The organism is Streptomyces sp. NPDC111516 (assembly GCF_055635345.1).
Genome location: NZ_JBVKBV010000049.1, coordinates 1 through 18,211, shown reverse-complemented (window position 1 = coordinate 18,211; position 18,211 = coordinate 1). Strand labels below are relative to the sequence as shown.

Annotated in this window: 16 protein-coding genes and 1 pseudogene; 9 read left to right on the top strand and 8 right to left on the bottom strand. The window is 70.8% G+C overall.

The window, feature by feature from the left end; translation table 11 throughout:
* Together ACZ7L9_RS37310 and ACZ7L9_RS37305 are read left to right on the top strand one after the other, a co-directional pair.
* Positions 1 to 197: pseudogene (locus tag ACZ7L9_RS37310) on the top strand (IS6 family transposase); the annotation flags it as partial.
* Positions 198 to 994: 797 nt separating this feature from the next.
* Complete coding sequence (locus ACZ7L9_RS37305) at positions 995 to 2,380, top strand: MFS transporter (RefSeq protein WP_471421965.1); 1,386 nt, start codon at positions 995 to 997, stop codon at positions 2,378 to 2,380.
* Positions 2,381 to 2,437: 57 nt separating this feature from the next.
* Here ACZ7L9_RS37305 and ACZ7L9_RS37300 read toward each other — a convergent pair whose 3' ends face one another.
* The 4 genes from ACZ7L9_RS37300 to ACZ7L9_RS37285 all read right to left on the bottom strand — a co-directional run bounded on the left by ACZ7L9_RS37300 (position 2,438) and on the right by ACZ7L9_RS37285 (position 6,348).
* Positions 2,438 to 2,917: an NUDIX hydrolase gene (locus ACZ7L9_RS37300; RefSeq protein ID WP_471421964.1), complete on the bottom strand. Its 480-nt coding sequence runs from the start codon at positions 2,915 to 2,917 to the stop codon at positions 2,438 to 2,440.
* A 30-nt stretch (positions 2,918 to 2,947) separates the two neighbouring features.
* Complete coding sequence (gene lnt / locus ACZ7L9_RS37295; protein WP_471421963.1) at positions 2,948 to 4,549, bottom strand: apolipoprotein N-acyltransferase; 1,602 nt, start codon at positions 4,547 to 4,549, stop codon at positions 2,948 to 2,950.
* A 389-nt stretch (positions 4,550 to 4,938) separates the two neighbouring features.
* Complete coding sequence (locus ACZ7L9_RS37290; protein WP_471421962.1) at positions 4,939 to 5,502, bottom strand: hypothetical protein; 564 nt, start codon at positions 5,500 to 5,502, stop codon at positions 4,939 to 4,941.
* Between the two features lie 60 nt (positions 5,503 to 5,562).
* A complete protein-coding gene (locus ACZ7L9_RS37285; RefSeq protein ID WP_471421961.1) occupies positions 5,563 to 6,348 on the bottom strand; it encodes a glutamate racemase in 786 nt (261 codons plus the stop codon).
* Positions 6,349 to 6,406: 58 nt separating this feature from the next.
* Between ACZ7L9_RS37285 and ACZ7L9_RS37280 the strand changes: the two genes are divergently transcribed.
* Positions 6,407 to 7,579, top strand: a complete 1,173-nt coding sequence (locus ACZ7L9_RS37280; protein ID WP_471421960.1) for a glycosyltransferase — start codon at positions 6,407 to 6,409, stop codon at positions 7,577 to 7,579.
* Between the two features lie 51 nt (positions 7,580 to 7,630).
* Here the strand turns inward: ACZ7L9_RS37280 and ACZ7L9_RS37275 are convergent, their stop codons facing one another.
* Entirely contained in the window at positions 7,631 to 8,947 is a 1,317-nt protein-coding gene (locus ACZ7L9_RS37275) for a TerD family protein (protein WP_471421959.1), read from the bottom strand.
* Between the two features lie 325 nt (positions 8,948 to 9,272).
* Between ACZ7L9_RS37275 and ACZ7L9_RS37270 the strand changes: the two genes are divergently transcribed.
* From ACZ7L9_RS37270 to ACZ7L9_RS37250, 5 genes are read left to right on the top strand one after another with little or no spacing between them, the layout of a single operon-like run.
* Positions 9,273 to 10,157, top strand: a complete 885-nt coding sequence (locus ACZ7L9_RS37270; RefSeq protein WP_471421958.1) for an ABC transporter substrate-binding protein — start codon at positions 9,273 to 9,275, stop codon at positions 10,155 to 10,157.
* Positions 10,158 to 10,165: 8 nt separating this feature from the next.
* On the top strand, positions 10,166 to 11,140 hold the full coding sequence (locus ACZ7L9_RS37265; protein ID WP_471421957.1) for an amino acid ABC transporter permease: 975 nt from the start codon (positions 10,166 to 10,168) through the stop codon (positions 11,138 to 11,140).
* Positions 11,137 to 11,910, top strand: a complete 774-nt coding sequence (locus ACZ7L9_RS37260) for an amino acid ABC transporter ATP-binding protein (protein ID WP_266430867.1) — start codon at positions 11,137 to 11,139, stop codon at positions 11,908 to 11,910. Before ACZ7L9_RS37265 ends, ACZ7L9_RS37260 begins: the two co-directional genes overlap by 4 nt.
* The gene (locus ACZ7L9_RS37255; protein WP_471421956.1) at positions 11,910 to 13,529 is read left to right on the top strand and encodes an N-acyl-D-amino-acid deacylase family protein; all 1,620 of its coding nucleotides are present in this window, start codon (positions 11,910 to 11,912) and stop codon (positions 13,527 to 13,529) included. The genes ACZ7L9_RS37260 and ACZ7L9_RS37255 overlap by 1 nt, the downstream gene beginning before the upstream one ends.
* Positions 13,526 to 14,371, top strand: coding sequence for a serine hydrolase (locus ACZ7L9_RS37250; RefSeq protein ID WP_471421955.1), 846 nt, complete (start codon positions 13,526 to 13,528; stop codon positions 14,369 to 14,371). The genes ACZ7L9_RS37255 and ACZ7L9_RS37250 overlap by 4 nt, the downstream gene beginning before the upstream one ends.
* Positions 14,372 to 14,413: 42 nt before the next feature.
* Here ACZ7L9_RS37250 and ACZ7L9_RS37245 read toward each other — a convergent pair whose 3' ends face one another.
* Together ACZ7L9_RS37245 and lysA are read right to left on the bottom strand one after the other, a co-directional pair.
* Positions 14,414 to 15,337 carry a LysR family transcriptional regulator gene (locus tag ACZ7L9_RS37245; protein ID WP_471421954.1) on the bottom strand — a complete coding sequence of 308 codons (924 nt, stop codon included), beginning with the start codon at positions 15,335 to 15,337 and terminating at the stop codon, positions 14,414 to 14,416.
* 9 nt (positions 15,338 to 15,346) lie between these two features.
* The gene (lysA, locus tag ACZ7L9_RS37240) at positions 15,347 to 16,699 is read right to left on the bottom strand and encodes a diaminopimelate decarboxylase (RefSeq protein ID WP_471421953.1); all 1,353 of its coding nucleotides are present in this window, start codon (positions 16,697 to 16,699) and stop codon (positions 15,347 to 15,349) included.
* A 191-nt stretch (positions 16,700 to 16,890) separates the two neighbouring features.
* On the opposite strand from lysA, the gene ACZ7L9_RS37235 reads away from it, so the two are divergent.
* Complete coding sequence (locus ACZ7L9_RS37235) at positions 16,891 to 17,328, top strand: hypothetical protein (RefSeq protein ID WP_471421952.1); 438 nt, start codon at positions 16,891 to 16,893, stop codon at positions 17,326 to 17,328.
* Between the two features lie 399 nt (positions 17,329 to 17,727).
* Here ACZ7L9_RS37235 and ACZ7L9_RS37230 read toward each other — a convergent pair whose 3' ends face one another.
* A complete protein-coding gene (locus ACZ7L9_RS37230; RefSeq protein ID WP_471421951.1) occupies positions 17,728 to 17,943 on the bottom strand; it encodes a hypothetical protein in 216 nt (71 codons plus the stop codon).
* Between the last annotated feature and the right edge of the window lie 268 nt (positions 17,944 to 18,211).

Sequence of the window (18,211 nt, the reverse complement as noted above, 5' to 3'; positions counted from 1 at the left end):
AGCGCGAGCGCGCCATGAAGGGCTTCCGCAGCGTCGGCGGAGCGCAGCGGTTCCTGGCCGCGATCAGCGGCATCTCACCCCACTTCCGGCCCCGGTGCCACCTCATGAGCGCCGCCGAACACCGCCTCGAGATGACCATCCGCTTCGCGATCTGGGACCAGATCACCGGCAGCACCGGCCTGCCAGCGGGGGCCTGAGACCAGCCCCGCCGATCCCCACGACACCCTGACATGCCGTCAAGCGATCACATCCTCGCCAACGTGACAACGCCTGCCGAAACGCCCAGCGTAGCCAGTCGTGTTCGGCAGTGGTGCGGCATTGCTGCAGCACTCGGACGACACACCCCTCCGTCGGCCTGCACCATGCTGGGTCCCCCGAGCCGGAGATGCCCAGCGGACTGGTTGGGGGGCGTTGTTGACATAGGCGTACGGCGAGGAGTTGGGCGTTCCGGCCGTGGAGGGTTCCGGGTCGATGGTGGTGAAGCGGCGGTTGGCGGGGCATGGGTGTGGTCGCGTGGGTTTATCCGGCCGCCTATGTATGGGTTTCACGGTGCGGGGGCCTGCCGGTGCGGGACCACGTGCCACCAACCATGGCCGGCTCCGCAGAAACCCGCCAGGCCTGACCGCAGGCACGCGGAAGGAGAGAACACTACCCGCCCGATCCGCCCCGAATGCCGAAGTTCAACGCTGCGTAGTCAGCACCAAGTCAGCACGGGACAGGTGATCAGGGGTGCTGACATGCGGTTTCAGGTCAGCACCAAACCAGCACGGGAGTCAGCACCAGGGCAATAAACCATGCCTAATAGTGCAATCCTGACAGGCGCCCGCCGGCCTTCAATACGGTCCTCGAAGCAGTCTCGACGTGCCTGTCATAGTGGCCCCGCGCACACCCGGCCCGAGAACTATGGTGTCCCGCCACATGTGCCTCTGACCTGCCCATTCCTACGGTGTGGCGACACGAACCCGTCCCCGCCAACTGTCCGGAAGTGGTGTTCATGGCTGCCTCGGCATCCGCCCCGCCGACCACCCGCTCGCTCAAACGCATCGTCGCCGCAAGTCTCATCGGGACCACGATCGAGTGGTACGACTTCTTCCTGTACGGGTCAGCTGCCGCGCTGGTCTTCAACAAGCTGTTCTTCCCCGAGTCCGAACCGCTCGTCGGCACTCTGCTCTCCTTCCTCACCTACGCGGTCGGCTTCGCCGCCCGGCCGCTCGGTGCTCTGGTGTTCGGGCACTACGGCGACCGGCTCGGCCGCAAGAAGCTGCTGGTGCTCAGTCTGCTGATGATGGGCGGAGCGACGTTCGCCATCGGGCTGTTGCCTACCCATGCCACGGTCGGGGCCGCCGCCCCCGTGCTGCTCACCGTCCTGCGTCTGGTGCAGGGCTTCGCCCTCGGTGGTGAGTGGGGTGGGGCCGTGCTGCTGGTGTCGGAGCACGGGGACGCCAAGCGGCGCGGGTTCTGGGCGTCCTGGCCACAGACGGGGGCGCCGGCCGGGCAGTTGCTCGCCACCGGGGTGCTCTCCGCGCTCACCGCGCTGATGTCGGACTCGGCCTTCGGGTCATGGGGCTGGCGCATACCGTTCCTGCTCTCCGGTGTCCTGGTGATCATCGGCTTGTGGATTCGTCTCTCTGTCGATGAATCGCCGGTGTTCAAGGCCGCTCTGGCGCAGGCCGAGGAGCGCAAGGCGGCCGCCGCGGTCGCCGAGAAGATGCCGCTCGTCGCCGTGCTGCGGCACCACTGGCGCGATGTGCTGATCGCCATGGGCGCCCGGATGGCGGAGAACATCAGCTACTACGTCATCACGGCGTTCATCCTCGTCTACGCGACCACGGCAGCGGACCTGGACAAGCAGACGGCCCTCAACGCGGTGCTCATCGCCTCGGCCGTCCACTTCGCGGTCATTCCGATGTGGGGCGCGCTGTCCGACCGGTTCGGGCGCAGGCCCGTCTACCTGGTCGGTGCGATCGGCGTGGGGCTGTGGATGTTCCCGTTCTTCGCGCTGATCGACACCCGGAGCTTCGGAAGTCTGCTGCTCGCCGTCACCGTCGGGCTCATCTTCCACGGTGCGATGTACGCGCCCCAGGCGGCCTTCTTCTCGGAGATGTTCGCGACCCGGATGCGGTACTCGGGCGCGTCGATCGGGGCGCAGTTCTCGTCGGTCGCGGCCGGTGCTCCGGCGCCGCTGATCGCCACCGCGCTGCTCGCGGACTTCGACAGTTCCGTGCCCATCTCGCTGTACGTCATCGCGGCGGCGCTCATCACCGTGGTCGCGGTCGTCTGCGCCCGGGAGACCAGGGACCGGGATCTCGCGGACATCGAGGGGACCGGCGCGGAGCCGGCCGCACCCGCGGTGGCGGCGACCGACGCCCGTACCGTCTGAGTCGCGTGCGCCGGACGGGGCCGGAGGTACCGGGCCCCGTCCGGCGAGCACGGGTCGTCACTGCTGGACGGTGGGTTCGAACCAGGTGGGTTCGTCGGTCAGGGACTGCTTGATCCTGAAGAGCGAGAACTCGTTCAACGGCGGCAGCGCGTCCACCGGGAACCAGGCCACCTCCAGCGACTCGTCGTCGTTGACCCGGGCCTCGCCGCCGGTCGCCCGGCAGCGGAAGGTGACGTCCAGATACTGGCAACGGTCGCCGTTGGCGTACTGCACCGGTGCCAGTGCCTGGGTGAGGACCACCCGCTCCGCCACACAGCGCACGGCGGTCTCTTCGTACACCTCGCGCTCCGCCGTCGCCGCCGGCTGCTCACCCGGCTCGCAGATGCCGCCGATGATCGCCCACTTGCCGGTGTCGGAACGCCGTCCGAGGAGCACGCGGCCCTCGTCGTCGAAGACCACGGCGGTGACGCCCGGCAGCAGGAGCAGCTGTTGGCCCGCGGTGGCGCGGATCTCGCGGATGAAATCAGGAGTAGTCATGGGCCCGACCCTACGTGGCGCGCGAGTCGGTCAGCGGCTGCGCCGGGCCCGTACCGAACGGGCGGTGACCCAGCCGAGACCCACCACGGCGAGCAGGGCGAGGACTCCCTCGGGGAGCGTGCCCATCCGGGTCGCGGGCGTCAGCGAGGACCTCAGCGGCACCTTGTCCACGAGCGCGTCCGGGGTGAACAGCTTCGTCTGCTGGACGATCGTCCCGTCGGGACGGATGACCGCGCTGACCCCGCTGGTGACGGGGACGACGACGGACCTGCTGTGCTCGACCGCCCGCACCCTGGACATGGCGAGCTGCTGATAGGTCATCTCACTGCGCCCGAAGGTGGCGTTGTTGCTGGGTACGGCGATCAGTTGGCTGCCATGCTCGACCGTGTCCCGTACGGCGTCGTCGAACGCCGCCTCGTAACAGGTCACGAGCCCCACATTCGTACCCGCCAGGTCGAAGACGCCGACCTTCTTTCCGGGGCCGAAGTCCCGCTGCACACGGTCCACGTCGGAGCTGAAGAGGCGTACGAAGGAGCGCATCGGGATGTATTCGCCGAAGGGCTGGATGTGCCGCTTGTCGTACGTGCTGACGGGCCCCTTCTTCGGATCCCACTGGATGAGGGTGTTGCGCAGCTTGCCGGTGTCGGGCTCGACCACCGCCCCGATCACGGTAGGTACGCCGATCGCCTTCACCGCGTCGTCGATCACGATCCGGGCATCGGCGTTCCGGTAGGGGTCGAGGTCGGAGGAGTTCTCCGGCCACAGGACGAAGTCGGGCTGAGGCACCTTGCCCGCCTTCACCTCCTGGGCGAGCTGTTCCGTGCGGCTCACATGGTTGTCGAGGACAGCGCGGCGCTGGGCGTTGAAGTCGAGTCCGAGCTGCGGCACATTGCCCTGGATCGCGGCGACGGTCGCGGTGCCGTCCTCGGGCGAGTCGTCCACGAGCGGCAGGGCGGCGAAAGCGGCGGCGACGGGTACGAGGACGCTGGCGGCTGCCGCGACGACCGCGCCCCGGGGCACCTCGCCCGTCCTGCGGTAGATACGGAACCGGCGTACCGCTTCACCGAGCCCGAAGCCGCACAGGACCACCGCGAAGGAGAGCAGCGGTGTGCCCCCCACGGCCGCGAGCGGCAGGAACACGCTGTCCGCCTGACCGAAGGCGATCTTCCCCCAGGGAAAGCCGCCGAACGGCACCCTGGCCCGGATCCCCTCGTCGAGGGCCCAGACCGCGGCGGCCCACACCGGCCACCAGGCGAGCCGGGAGACGGCGGCGATCCCGATGCAGCCGACCGCGATGAACAGCGCCTCGGCCGTGGCGAGCGCCAGCCACGGCACCGGACCGACCTCCTCGCCCGTCCAGTAGAGCAGCGGCAGCATGAAACCGAGCCCGGCGAGGAGGCCGAGGCCGAATCCGGCGCGCAGTCTGCGTTCGTGCAGCACCCAGCCGAGCAGGGCGAAACCGGGCAGAACCAGCCACCACAGGGGTCGCGGCGGGAAGCTCAGGTACAGCAGTACTCCCGCGATCACGGCGGCGGCGGGCCGTACGAGCCGCTGCACCGGCCGTCGCCCCCCTGACGCGGGGGCGACTGCGGGCTGTTGCGGGTCGTCGACTGAGGTGATGGTGGCGCTCACCCGGCGGAGTCTACGGTGGCCGGCTGTGCGCCGGGCAGCCCCTCCGGGGGTGACGGAACCCTTCGTGCCGGATCGTTTCGTCACTTTCCCGCACAGATACGGGCCCCTGCCGTTCCCGTGTCCGCCCGGGGGTGCTGCTGGGGTCGGCCTTCGGCCGGCTGCTGCGCGTGCTGTGGCGGTCGGCCCCGCACCACGACCGTCGTCCTGACAGCCGACGCCGCGCTCACCGCACACGCGATGCCGGCGAGCGTCGGCAATGCCTGAGGAACCCGATGCAGTCGGTGGGGCCTACGACGGCCCCCTCGGCACGGCCGAGCGAACCCGGTCGACGGACCACACCCCGCTCCGAGCCGTTCCCGGGCCCCGGAGGCCACGGGCCCTGTCGTGGATCAGGCTCCCGCCGGCGCACCGCTCGTCGAAAGGTGCAGGCGCTCGCGGATGAACCTTACGCCCGTCTCCGCGTCGTCGACCGTGATGGTGAACGTCCGGCCGTCACCGAGCCGGAGCACCAGGCCCTCGCCCCTGCGGACCACCACGGCCGTGCCCTGCTCGGGGCGCCAGCGGTAGCCCCAGCCGCCCCACTGGCGCGGGTTGACCTGGGGTACGAACTCCGCGCCCACGACCTGGGTCAGCAGAATGCGGCGGCGCGGGAGGCCCATGTGTCCGCAGCGCACTTCGAGGGCGTCCCCGTCGACCCTGACGGCCACGTTCACGAAGGCGAGGGTGCCGAACAGCATGAGCAGTCCGGCGGCGACGCAGCCGATCACGGACATCAGCAGCGGGGCGATTGCGGACGTCCAGTTGGAGGTGACGGCCAGCTGGACGCCGAGCGCCAGGCAGGCGGCTCCCCCGGCGGCGAGCACCCACTGGGCCCGGTTGGAGGCCCTGCCGATCCATACGTCGGAGCGCGGGCCGGCTCCGGGGGGCCTCGGTTTTCGGGGGTGGTCCCTCATGTCAAGCAGCGTACTCAAGAACCCGCACGCCGGGCATGGGTCCGGTGGCCCCGCGCAGGGTCAGCGGGCGGTGCTGACGGCCTCCAGCAGTTGCCCTTCGGCGTAGGCCAGAGCGGCTTCCGGCAGGTCGGCGGTGCGGCCGCCGAGGAGCACGGTGAGACCTCCGGCCGGTTCGGCCGACGGAGCGGTTGCCACCCCGGTTCGGCGCAGCGCCTGGGCGGCGACGGCACCGGCGGAACCGTGCAGCACGACGGGCGGCAGACCGGGCTGCCGCACGGCCGCGCGGATCCGTTCGGCGACCAGTTCGTAGTGGGTGCAGCCCAGGACCACGGCCCGCACGTCGCGCGGGGTGAGCGCGGCGGCCGCGGCGATGGCCCGGTCGATCGCCGGCTCGTCCGCGTGCTCCACGGCGTCGGCGAGACCCGGACACGGGACCTCGGTGACGGCGACGGAGCGGGCGAAGTCCCGGATGAGTCCGCGCTGGTACGGGCTGCCGGTGGTGGCGGGCGTGGCCCAGATCGCGACGGGGCCGCCACCGGCGACGGACGGCTTGATGGCGGGAACGGTGCCGATGACCGGCAGCGCGGGTTCCAGCTCGGCGCGGAGCGTCGACAGGGCGTGCACGGAGGCCGTATTGCAGGCGACGATCAGTGCGTCGGGCCGTTGGGCGGCGGCCGCCCGGGCCACGTCCAGCGCGCGGGCGGTCAGGTCCTCGGGGGTACGCGGCCCCCAGGGCATGCTGCCGGGGTCCGAGGAGAGCACCAGATCGGCGTCGGGCCTCAGCCTGCGCACCGCGGCGGCGGCCGCGAGCAGGCCGATTCCGGAGTCCATGAGCGCGATCTTCACCCGGTCACCATAGTCGACCGCCCTTGCGCTTCCGTCATGGTGGGGCAGACTGCGGCGGATGAGTGCCGTTGCCTGGATCGCCGTGGGTTCGCTTGCCGCATGGGTGTGGCTGCTGCTGGGACAGGGGTTCTTCTGGCGGACCGACCAGCGGCTGCCGCGCCGGGAGGCACTGGATCACTGGCCTTCCGTGGCGATCGTCGTGCCCGCGCGTGACGAGGCCGACATGCTGCCGGTGAGTCTGCCGTCACTGATGGCGCAGGACTATCCGGGGGGCGCGGAGATCTTCCTCGTGGACGACGGCAGCGTGGACGGCACCGGGGACGTCGCCCGTGCGCTGTCCGTACGGTACGGGGGCCTGCCGGTGACGGTGGCGTCGCCCGGTGAGCCGGAGCCGGGCTGGACGGGCAAGCTCTGGGCCGTGCGGTACGGGATCTCGCTGGCCCGGGCCCGGGAGCCGGAGTATCTGCTGCTGACGGACGCCGATATCGCGCATGAGCCGGACAGCCTGCGGGAGCTGGTCGCCGCCGCCGTGCCGGGCGGGTTCGACCTGGTCTCGCAGATGGCCCGGCTGCGGGTGTCGAGCGTCTGGGAGCGGCTGGTCGTGCCGGCCTTCGTGTATTTCTTCTCGCAGCTCTATCCGTTCCGGTGGGTGAACCGGGCGGGGGCGCGGACAGCCGCTGCGGCGGGCGGATGTGTACTCCTGCGGACCGGGGCGGCGGAGCGGGCGCGGGTGCCGGAGTCGATCCGGCAGGCGGTGATCGACGACGTCTCGCTGGCGCGGGCGGTGCAGCGCAGCGGCGGGCGGATCTGGCTGGGACTCGCGGAGCGGGTGGACAGCGTGCGGCCGTATCCGCGCCTGGCGGATCTGTGGCGGATGGTGTCGCGGAGCGCGTACGCCCAGTTGCGGCACAGTGCGCCGCTGCTCCTCGGGACGGTGCTGGGGCTCGCGCTGGTCTATCTCGCGCCTCCGGTCACGCTCGTCGCGGGGCTGCTGGGCGGCGCTCCGGTGGCGGCGTGGGCCGGCGGGTTGGCGTGGGCGTTGATGGCCGGGACGTACATGCCGATGCTGGGTTACTACCGGCAGTCGCTGTGGCTGGCGCCGCTGCTGCCGTTCACCGCTGTGCTGTATCTGCTGATGACGGTCGATTCGGCGGTGCAGCACCACCGGGGGCGGGGCGCGGCCTGGAAGGGACGTACCTACGCCCGACCCGAGGCCGCGCCGGACCGGTGAGCGGAGCCGGCGGGGGCCGATGACCGCAGTGACAGCCGGACCCCCGGGGGGTCATTTACGGCCGGGTGTCCAGTTCATGCCCCATCCGTAGGCGTAGTCGATGGTGCGCTGCGGGCTCACTCCTCGCTCGGGTACGAGATAGCGGGCCTCGCGCTGCACCGTGAGGTCCCCTCCCCCGTTGTTGGTGAGGAGCGCGAGCGCGCAGACGGTGGACGGGACGGTGCATTCGTCGAGCGAGAAGTCGATCGGGGCGCCGTGCTGCGGCTGGAGGGTGACGGTGGCATGGAGATCGGCGAAACTCCGGGCACCTTCGTAGATGGTGACGAAGATCAGGACGCGGCGGAGCTTGTCCTTCTGGTCGAGGTTGACGGTGAGGTTCTCACCGGTGGCCACGGCGCCGGTGCGGTCGTCGCCGTCGAGATGGATATATGGGGGCTGCCGGAGCGCGCCGAACGCGTTTCCGAGCGCCTGTACGACTCCCTTGCGGCCGTCGGTGAGTTCGTAGAGGGCGCAGAGATCAAGATCGAGGTCCGCGTGGTCGGCGACCGCTCTGCCGAGTTTGCTTCCCCAGCCCTTGAACTGTTTGCGCACTTCCCAGTTGAGATTGACCCGGAGGGCTCCCGAAGTGCCGCCCTGTTTGGCGAGGGAGACCGATGGCGCGTCCTTGGTGAGAGTCACCTTGGAGAGCCGGACGGGCGGGGCGGCGGGAGGCACGGAAGGGGCCGGAGGTGCGGGCGGAAACAGCGGTGCGGGCGGTGGCAGATGGTCAACCCGCGTTCCGTGCTGGGGCTGTTGAGGCGACGGGGGCTGTTGATACGGCTGGGGCCGCTGTGGTTCATCGACGGAAATACCGAAGTCCGTCGCGAGACCTTCGAGACCGGTGTCGTACCCCTGGCCGACGGCACGGAATTTCCAGGCGCCCTGGCGCCGGTAGAGCTCGCCGAGAATGAACGCGGTCTCGACCGTCGCGTCCGCGCTGTCGAAGCGGGCGATCTCCGAGCCGTCCGCCATGTCCGTGATCCGTACGTACAGCCCCGTCACCTGCCCGAAGGTGCCCCCGTCCGCGGAGGCGGCCAGGACCACGCGGTCGATGGCCGGCTCGACGCGCGCCAGGTCGACGGCGAGGCTGTCCGTCACCACGTCACCGGCGGTTCGCTTGCCTTCGTGGCGTACCGCGCCGGATGCGTGGGAGGGCTGGTTGTAAAAAACGAAGTCGGCGTCGCCGCGCACCTTTCCCGACACGAGAAGGAGCGCCGAGCCATCCACGTCCGGCGAGCCCGGGGAGGTGCGCCACCCCAATTCGACCCGCACGGCACGAGCCGCCACCAGAACGTTGGCGCCTTTTAGCATGGTCATGCTCGCCCCCATCGCGAGTCCGGCTGCCCGAAGGCTTTTCCCCGCCAACCTAAACCCCCGCCCGCCACGGAGCCCACAGCGGTGCGGTCACGTACCGGCGATCCGCCGGTAACCCTCCGGGAACTCGCCCTTTACACGATCCCGACGCCTCCTGGCGTCCTCTTTCCCAGGTTCGCTTCGCATGCGGTGTCGCATTCCCGTTGAGGGTCCTCGCTCAGCCGTCGGACGCGGACCCGTACAGATTTCGATGCTCAGGCATGAATAGCTTCATCATCTTCCATTCACCGGGGCGCGACTGCCAGCATCGGCGCACCGCCACCCCGTGAGGGAGAATCCGATGAATCGTCCCCATTCTCTGCGCTGTCTGGCAGCCCTGGCCGTGGTGGCCCTCGCGGCCACCGCCTGTGGGCGCTCCGGTCAGGGCGAGGCCCCGTCCGGAGCCGAGCCACAGGCCGCCTCCGGCCGGACCGCGGCCGAGCTGCTGCCCGCTCAGTACCGGCAGAAGGGTGTGCTCCGGGTGGCCACCGCGGTCGGCTACCCGCCGATGGAGATGTACGAGCCCGGCACCACCCGGCTCACCGGTGTCGACCCCGATCTGGCCAAGGCAGTCGCCGAGCGGCTCAAGCTGAAGCTGGAACTCACCAATGCCGCCTTCGACGGACTGATCCCCGGTCTGGAGTCCGGACGGTTCGACCTGGTCATGTCGTCCATGACCGACAGTGCACAGCGGCGCCAGGCGGTCGACTTCGTCGACTACTTCCGCACCGGCGGCGTCATCATGACGAAGCAGGGCAACCCGCAGGGCATCGAGTCCCTCGCGGACCTCTGCGGGAAGACCGTCGTCCTCGCCAAGGGCAGCTCCAACCTCCACATCGGCGAGGAACAGAACGCCAAGTGCCAGGAGAAGATGCGGATCTCGCAGAGCGAGGACGCACCGACCGGGCTGCTGCAACTGGACAGCGGACGCGCGGTCGCGACCATCGTCGACTATCCCGTCGCCAAGATGTTCACCAAGAAGAGCAGCGCCTACGAGGTCCTGCCGGAGCAGTACGGCACCGCCCCCTGGGGCATCGCGTCCGCGAAGAGCCAGGGCGGACTGCGCGACGCCGTCCGCAAGGCCCTGCAGGAACTCATCGACAACGGCGACTACAAGAAGATCCTCGACACCTGGAAAGTCGGCGACAGCGCCGTGCCCGAGGCCACCGTCAACGACGGGCAGTGAGAACAGACATGAACCGCCAGAAAATACCCGGCGCCGCCCTCGGCGGGGCGCCGGATGCCGCCCCCCGCGACGGGGCGCCGCAGGAGGACGACCTCTCCCTCCAGGTGACCGGACGCCCGCGTCCCGGGCGCTGGCTCGCGGTCCTCGCCGCCGCTCTGTTCGCGGTGTGGCTCGCCTACACCGTCATCGTCAATCCCAATCTGCACTGGGACATCGTCGCCAAGTACCAGTTCGACGGCGTGATCCTCAAGGGCCTCGGGGTGACCATTCAGCTCACCCTCGTCTCCATGGCTCTCGGCATCGCCATCGGGGTCGTCGTCGCGGTGATGCAGCTGTCCGACAGCCCCGTCCTGCGTCTCACCGCCGGTGCCTACACGTGGTTCTTCCGGGGCACCCCGCTGCTGGTCCAGCTCATCTTCTGGTTCAACCTGGCCCTGCTGTTCCCCGTGATCAGCATCGGAATCCCGTTCGACGGCCCCAAACTCATCAGCTGGCAGTCCAACCAGGTGATCACCGGGTTCGTGGCCGCGCTCCTCGGTCTCTCCATCAACGAGGGCGCCTACATGGCCGAGATCGTGCGGGCCGGCATTCAGAGCGTGGATCCCGGCCAGCGCGAGGCCGGAGCCTCCATCGGGATGTCGAACCGTCAGATCCTGTCCCGGATCATCCTCCCGCAGGCGATGCGGGTCATCATCCCGCCGTTCGGCAACCAGTTCATCTCCATGCTCAAGACGACCTCGCTGGTCTCGGTCATCGCCGGCGCCGATCTGATGACCGTCTCCCAGCACCTCTATCTCGCCAACTTCGAAGTGGTCGCACTGCTCCTGGTGGCCTCGATCTGGTATCTCGTGCTCACCACGATCGCCAGCATCGGCCAGCACGCCGTCGAGCGACGCTACAGCCCCGGTACCGCTCCCGTACTGCGGAGCAGGATCCTGGCCAATCTCCTGCCCGGACGCGCCAAGAAGGGAGCAGCGGCATGAACGACGTGATCCTCAGGGCCCGCGGGGTCCGCAAACGATTCGGTGACACCGAGGTGCTGAAGGGCATCGACCTCGACGTCCGCAGCGGTGAGGTGCTCTGTGTCATCGGCCCCTCCGGATCCGGGAAGTCCACGCTGCTGCGCTGCTTCAACCACCTTGAGCGGATCGACGCGGGGCGGGTGTGGATGGACGGTGAGCTGGTCGGCTACGAACAGCACGGCCCGTCCGGCCGGGTGCTGCGCGAGCGGCGCGCCCGGGACGTGCGGCGCCAACGCGAACGGATCGGCATGGTGTTCCAGCGGTTCCACCTGTTCCCGCACCGCACAGCGGTACAGAACGTGATGGAGGGTCCGGTCGCCGTCAAGGGACGGCCCCGTGCGCAGGCCGAGAAGCAGGCCCGCAAGCTCCTGGCCGACGTCGGTCTCGCCGACCGGGCGGACCACTACCCGGGGCAGTTGTCCGGCGGGCAGCAGCAGCGCGTGGCGATCGCCCGCGCACTGGCGATGGAACCCGCCCTCATGCTCTTCGACGAACCCACCTCCGCCCTCGATCCCGAACTCGTGGGCGAGGTACTCGGCGTCATGCGCGACCTGGCCCGCAGCGGCATGACGATGGTCGTGGTCACCCACGAGATGGGCTTCGCCCGCGAGGTCGCCGACCGGGTCCTGTTCATGGACCGGGGCGCCGTCGTCGAGGCCGGGAGCCCCGACCTGTTGTTCACCGACCCGCGGCACGACCGCACGCGGGCCTTCCTGTCGACGGTGCTGTGATGGGCCGCCCCCTCGATCTGCTGCTGCGCGGCGGCACGCTCGTGGACGGAACCGGCGCACCCGCCCGGGAAGCGGACATCGCGGTGGTGGACGGACGGATCACCGTGCTCCCCGCCGGCGCCCCTGCCACCGCCGCCGAGACCCTGGACGTGACCGGGCGGGTCGTCGCACCCGGCTTCATCGACGTGCACACGCACTCCGACGCCCTCGCGGCGCCGCACGGAGCCGGCGGTGCCACGGAGCCGATCGACGGCCTCCGCCTCGCCCCGCTGCTCCAGGGCGTCACCACGGAGATCTGCGGCAACTGCGGGACCAGCCTGTTCCCCTCGCTCCCCGGGCGGCTGCCGGAACTCGCCGAGCATCTCAGGGTGACGTTCGGGCTCGGACCGGTGCAGCCCGCCGTGGACTTCGACACGTTCGCCGCCGGACAGGACCCCGCTCTGCGCCACACCCACATCGCCTCGCTGGTCGGCCACGGCACGCTGCGCGCCGGAGTGATGGGCTTCGAGGCCCGGCCGCCCCGGCCCGACGAACTGGACGCCATGTGCGCGCTGCTGGACCGGGCGCTGGCCCAGGGGGCGGCCGGTCTGTCCACCGGGCTGATCTATCCTCCCGGCACCTATGCCGACACCGAGGAGATCGTCGCGCTGGCCGGGGTCGCCGCCCGGCACGGCAAGCCCTACGTCACCCATCTGCGCGACGAGATGTCGCAGGTGGAGTCCGCCCTGGAGGAGGCCCTGGAGATCGCGGTGCGCTCCGGCGCCCCGCTGCAGATCTCCCACCACAAGACCGCGGGCCGGCACGCGTGGGGCGCCACACTGCGTACCCTGCCCCGGCTGGAACGGGCCCGCGCCGAAGGCGTGGACGTGCTGTGCGACGTCTATCCGTACACGGCGGGAAGCACCGTCCTGCACGCCATGCTGCCCCCGTGGGCGAGTGAGGGCGGCGTCGGCGCCCTGCTGGAACGGCTGCGCCGCCCCGAGACGCGCGACCGGATCAGGACGGACATCGCTCAGGGCGTCGAGGGGTGGGAGAACACCGTGAGAAACGGCGGCTGGGACCTCATCTCGGTGGCCTCCGCGCAGACGCATCCCGAGGCCGAGGGGCGCACCATCGCCGACCTCGCAGCCGAGCGCGGCATCCATCCGGTCGACCAGGCGTGCGATCTCCTGCTGGCCGAGCAGGGCGAAGTGACCATCATCAGCCATTCCATGCGCGAGGACGACGTCCGCCGGGTCCTCGCCAGCCCGCTGTCGATGATCGGCTCGGACGGCGTCCCCAAACCCGGTCGGCCGCATCCGCGTTGGGCGGGAAGTTTCGCCCGGGTGCTCGGCCGCTACACCCGCGACGAGCAACTGCTCCCGCTGGAGAGTGCGGTGCACAAGATGACCGGACTGCCCGCAGGGCGGTTCGGCCTCACCGGCCGCGGCGAGGTCCGCGACGGCGCCGTCGCCGATCTGGTCGTACTCGACCCGGCGTCGGTGCGCGACACCGCCGACTTCGACCGCCCCCTGCTGGCACCCGAAGGCATCGATACCGTCGTGGTGTCGGGGCGGGTCGCGGCAAGAGACGGCCGCCCGACCTCGGCGCGGGCGGGAGAAGTGGTGAGAATCCGATGAGTCTGGCCCAAGTGGCCGCGGCGGCACGGCGCTCGGCCGCGCTGCCGCTCACCCTGGCCGTCGCCGCCGTCGACATCGACGGCGGCGGCACGGTGGGGGTGGACGAGCACACCGTGCTGCCGGTGGCGTCCGCCTCGAAGCTGCTGCTGCTCGCCGAGGTCGCGCACCGGCTGGACACCGGGGAAATGCCCGCCGACCGTGTAGTGGAGGTCCTCGACGAGGACTTGGCGGAGGGTACCGGTCTGCTGCGCCGGCTGAGCGGGCGCGGCTGGACCGTCGAGGATCTGGCCTGGCTGACGGCCTCGGTGAGCGACAACACCGCGACCAACGCACTGTTGCGCCTCGTGGGGCGCGAGTCCACGGCCCGGCTCGCACGGAAACTCGGGCTCGATCACCTCACGCTGCACGACAAGGTCCGCGACGTCCGGGGCCCGGACGTGCCGCCCGTCTTCGCCACCGGTACCGCTCGGGACCTGGCGCGGCTGGTGACCCACGCGGTGCGCGGCACCATGAGCTGCCCGGCGGCCTCCGCCCGGCTGCTGCGCTGGATGCGTGCCAACACCGACCACGGCCTGGTCCCCGCACTGGTCGACCACGACCCGTACGCCCCGGGCTTTCCCGAGCGGCTGCGCGACGGGCTTCTGGTGGCCAACAAGACCGGCACCGACACCGGAGTCCGTGCCGATGCCGGTGTCATCGTCGGCAGGCGCCGACTGGCATACGCGGTGGTGGCGCTCTGGGACACGGCACTGGGCCCGAGCACCGAGCGGGCCGCCGTGCATGCCATTCGGGACGTGGGGCGGACCCTCGCGGCCTGTGCCGGGCGCCGGACCGCCGACTGAGGCACGTACACCGGCCCTTGGGAGGCGTGACCGGTGCGCCGGTCACGCCCACTGCACCTCCAGCAGCGACCGGATCTCCTCGGCGGCCGAGCGCAGGTTCGCGAGGAAGATCCGCAGCAGCGGGTTGCGGTTGGTGGGCCGGGTGGCGACGCCGATGCGCCGGCGCAGTCGGGGGTGGTCCAGTCGGCAGACATGCACGCCGGTGGTGTCGCCGAGCCCGAGGGCCGGGACGAGTGCGATGCCCATGCCCGCGCGAGCCAGGTTGATCGTGACTTGGTAATGATCACTGCGGCAGCGGACCCGGGGGCGGAAGCCCTCTGCCGCGCACGCGCGTTCCAGAACCGGTTCGCCGGTGTGGCCGCCGTGCGTACCGATCCAGCTCTCCCCCTCCAGGGCGGCGAGCCGGACCGCGGCGTGCCGCCCGAGGCGGTGCCGCAGGGGGAGGACCACCAGCTGCGGCTCGTCGAAGAACATCTCCACGTCCACGGTCGCCTGCCGGCACCAGGGGTCAAGCGGATGTTCGAAGACGACCACGGCGTCGAGCCGGCCCGCCTCCAGGTCGGGCACCAGCTCGTGCGGCTGCCCGAGGATCAGTTCCAGCTCGACCTGGGGCCGGTTCGCCGCGAACACCGACAGGGCCCGGGGCAGCAGCTCCAGGCCCGAGGACGCGAAGAAGCCCAGCCGCAGGACCCCGGCCTCGCCCTCGGAGTGCGCCCGCAGGTCGTCCTGGGCCACGGCCATCAGGTCGGCGACCGCCTGCGCGTGCTCGGCCAGTCGCACCCCGGCCGCGGTCAGCCGCAGGCTCTGCGGCTGACGTTCCACCAACGCCACTCCGAGCTCCTGCTCCAGCCGGGCGAGCTGATGCGAGATCGCGGAGGGGCTCAGATGCAGCGCCTGGGCCGCGGCCACGATGGTGCCGGTACGGGCTATCTCCAGCAGGACGAGCAGTCGGGCACTGTTCAACATCGAGTCAGGTTAGGCCGTGCCGACGCGCTGCGCCGCTCCGGCACCGGACCGTACCGTCTCCGTCGGCTCCGGGAACCCGGCGGGCTCGTCCACGTCCAGGCGCAGCAGGTCCTCCTCGGTCTCCCGGCGCACCACGGTGCGGGCGCGGCCGTCGCGTACGAAGACGACGGCGGGGCGCGGCAGCTTGTTGTAGTTGGAGGCCATGGCGTATCCGTAGGCGCCGGTGACCGGCGTGGCCAGGAGGTCGTCCACCGCGACGTCGGCGGGCAGGGCGGCGGCGTCGACGATCACATCACCGCTCTCGCAGTGCTTACCGACCAGCCGTGCCCGCATGGGCCGGGGGGCGCGCGGGCTGCGCGGCAGGAACACCTCGTAGCGGCTGCCGTACAGGGCGGGGCGCAGGTTGTCGCTCATCCCGCCGTCCACGCCGACGTACGTCCGCACGCCCCCGATCCGCTTGATCGTGCCCACCCGGTAGAGGGTCAGCCCGGCGCGGGCGGCGATGGAACGGCCGGGCTCCACGGTCACCGAGGAGCCCCAGCCCGCGTCGCGTACCGCGGTCCGCACCCGGGCCGCCCATTCGGCGAACGACGGTGCGGTCTGTCCCGCCTCGTACGCGACGCCGAGGCCGCCGCCGACCGTGAGCCGGTGCATCCGAGTGTCGGCGGCGAACCGGGCGACGGCCGCGGCGCCGGCCGCGAGTTCTGCCGTGTCCAGCACCTGCGAGCCCACATGCGCGTGGACGCCTTCCAGGATCATCGCCGGGGAACCGACGGCCCGGCGCACGGCGGCCGCCGCGGTTCCGCCGGCGAGGCCGAAGCCGAACTTCGAGTCGTTGCCACCGGTCCGGATCGCCTCGTGCGCGCCGGCGGCCACTCCGGGCGCCACCCGCAGCTGGATCCGGGCAGGCGGCAGGTGTTCCTCGGCGTGCAGGCGCTCGATGCGGTCCATCTCGTCGAAGCTGTCGACCACCAGGTGCCGCACCCGGGCGGACATGGCCGTGCGCAGCTCCGCCACGTCCTTGTTGTTGCCGTGCAGGACGATCCGATCGGCTGGCACCCCGGCGTGCAGCGCGACCCGCAGCTCGCCACCGGAGGCGACATCGAGCAACAGCCCCTCTTCGTGGGCCAGCCGGGCCATGGCCGTGCACAGAAACGCCTTGGAGGCGTAGGCGACGTTGTCCCGGCCGAAGGCGGCGACCGCGTCCCGGCAGCGCCGACGCAGATGCTCCTCGTCGTACACGAAGAGGGGTGTTCCGAAACGCCGTGCCAGTTCGGTGAGCAGGACGCCACCGACGGCCAGCCCTTCCGGACGGATTTCGGACGTGCCGGGCAGCAGGCCCGATTCGATGGCTGACGTCATGCGTTCCTCCCCGGAAGCCGGCTCGCAGCCATCCTGCGGCCTGCACAGGGGGTCATAAAAGCGCATTCTTCTATGGCTGAGCCTCATGGATTTCGATGCTCGCGCCGTGCTGCCGGTGCCGGTGCGCCGCCCTGGCACGAGGCGGTCGGTGCGCATCCGCGTCGGCTCCGCCGGTTCCCGTGGAGGGCCCGGTGCCGCACCGTGTTCCGGGCAAGCCCCGTATCCCTTCGTCGGACGAGGTCACCCTTGAGAAGCCTCAGATCCTGGATCGTCGCCTGTACGTCCGCTCTCGCCGTACTGGTCACCGTGCCGAGTTCCGTCACGGCAATGAGCCCCCTGCCGGTGACGCGGCAGTCGTCTCCCGCGACAGACCCGCCTTCGACTCCGGGCCGGCCGAGGCGGCGCTGCGGCGCCTGCTCCAGTTCGACCTCGTGCCGACGGGACGCCCCGCGTCCGCGCACACGGGCTGCGTATGCGGGTCACGAGCCGGCCCGCGGTGGTTCGGATCACCTGGCCGTGCGACGTCGATGCCGGAAGGCATGCTCGCCGATGCGCTGTACGTCCACCGACTCGACCTCCGGGCGAAGGACGAGCCGCTGCGCCACGGATTCGACGGGGCCAGCCCCTGACGGGCCGGCCCGCAAGGACAGGGGGCGAGTTCCTGCCCTGGGCCCCACCAGGCCTGCGGCTCGTGCGCTGCGGGCGCGCGTCCTGGCGGGCGGCCCGGCGCGGCGACCGTTGTCATACCCCTGTGCCAGGCTTCTTCATGAACGTCCGAGAGGGCGCCCTCGCCTCGGCGCCGTTCGCGGCCGAGTGCGAGCTTCGACGCCAGGAGTTCGTGGGCGGCTCGGTAGGCGTCTCCCTCGTGGCCGCCATCGGCCTCTACGCATGCGGCCCGCCCGGGGCGCCCTTCTCCCCAGGTGGAGAGAAGGCCGCTGGCGGTCTTCGCCAGGAGCGTGGGTCAGTAACGGGCTGCCCCGCGATTGATGTTGGAGCGTGCTGGCCTGGGCGTTCGGCTGATGGCTGATTCAGCAGGCCGTCGTGCTGACGGGCACGGGTTCGGTGCTCGGCCTACGCCGGGTGGCACGCCTGGCGGCACGGTCGGAGACCAGGCCGGCGATCGCCCGGTGCGTGTCGCCGTAGTCCTCGCGGCGTCCGGTGTACCGCTGGAGCGGCTGCCACTGCCCGTGTTCGGCGTTGGCATGCTCGACGCAGATCCGGCGGAAGGACTGCCGACGTCGCATCTCGCACCATCCATACCGCTCGGTCACCGGCGCGTTGTCGAGGTCCTTCAACTTTCTCGGGGGTGCTGTGATCTCGAAACTCGTTGGCCAGACCGCGGTAGCCCTCGGCGACCTCGGCTTTCACCGTCGGGTGCAGCCGCAGCTGCTCGGCGATGCCCTCGGGGCGGATCGTGGGTCGGGTAGCGGCGGCGCATTGCTGCGCCGCCGCCCCCTCAGAACCCGGCGTGCGCCGTTGAACGCACCGGGCTCAAGCAAGCCCCTGTGGGCT

What these genes read in the sequence shown, in the direction of transcription:
- ACZ7L9_RS37260 (WP_266430867.1), top strand. Translation starts at nt 11,137, where the DNA reads ATGAACGACGTGATCCTCAGGGCCCGCGGGGTCCGCAAACGATTCGGT.
- ACZ7L9_RS37290 (WP_471421962.1), bottom strand. Translation starts at nt 5,502, where the DNA reads ATGAGGGACCACCCCCGAAAACCGAGGCCCCCCGGAGCCGGCCCGCGC.
- ACZ7L9_RS37275 (WP_471421959.1), bottom strand. Translation starts at nt 8,947, where the DNA reads ATGGGGGCGAGCATGACCATGCTAAAAGGCGCCAACGTTCTGGTGGCG.
- ACZ7L9_RS37270 (WP_471421958.1), top strand. Translation starts at nt 9,273, where the DNA reads ATGAATCGTCCCCATTCTCTGCGCTGTCTGGCAGCCCTGGCCGTGGTG.
- ACZ7L9_RS37250 (WP_471421955.1), top strand. Translation starts at nt 13,526, where the DNA reads ATGAGTCTGGCCCAAGTGGCCGCGGCGGCACGGCGCTCGGCCGCGCTG.
- ACZ7L9_RS37245 (WP_471421954.1), bottom strand. Translation starts at nt 15,337, where the DNA reads ATGTTGAACAGTGCCCGACTGCTCGTCCTGCTGGAGATAGCCCGTACC.
- ACZ7L9_RS37230 (WP_471421951.1), bottom strand. Translation starts at nt 17,943, where the DNA reads ATGCGACGTCGGCAGTCCTTCCGCCGGATCTGCGTCGAGCATGCCAAC.
- ACZ7L9_RS37305 (WP_471421965.1), top strand. Translation starts at nt 995, where the DNA reads ATGGCTGCCTCGGCATCCGCCCCGCCGACCACCCGCTCGCTCAAACGC.
- lysA (WP_471421953.1), bottom strand. Translation starts at nt 16,699, where the DNA reads ATGACGTCAGCCATCGAATCGGGCCTGCTGCCCGGCACGTCCGAAATC.
- ACZ7L9_RS37280 (WP_471421960.1), top strand. Translation starts at nt 6,407, where the DNA reads ATGAGTGCCGTTGCCTGGATCGCCGTGGGTTCGCTTGCCGCATGGGTG.
- ACZ7L9_RS37300 (WP_471421964.1), bottom strand. Translation starts at nt 2,917, where the DNA reads ATGACTACTCCTGATTTCATCCGCGAGATCCGCGCCACCGCGGGCCAA.
- ACZ7L9_RS37265 (WP_471421957.1), top strand. Translation starts at nt 10,166, where the DNA reads ATGAACCGCCAGAAAATACCCGGCGCCGCCCTCGGCGGGGCGCCGGAT.
- ACZ7L9_RS37255 (WP_471421956.1), top strand. Translation starts at nt 11,910, where the DNA reads ATGGGCCGCCCCCTCGATCTGCTGCTGCGCGGCGGCACGCTCGTGGAC.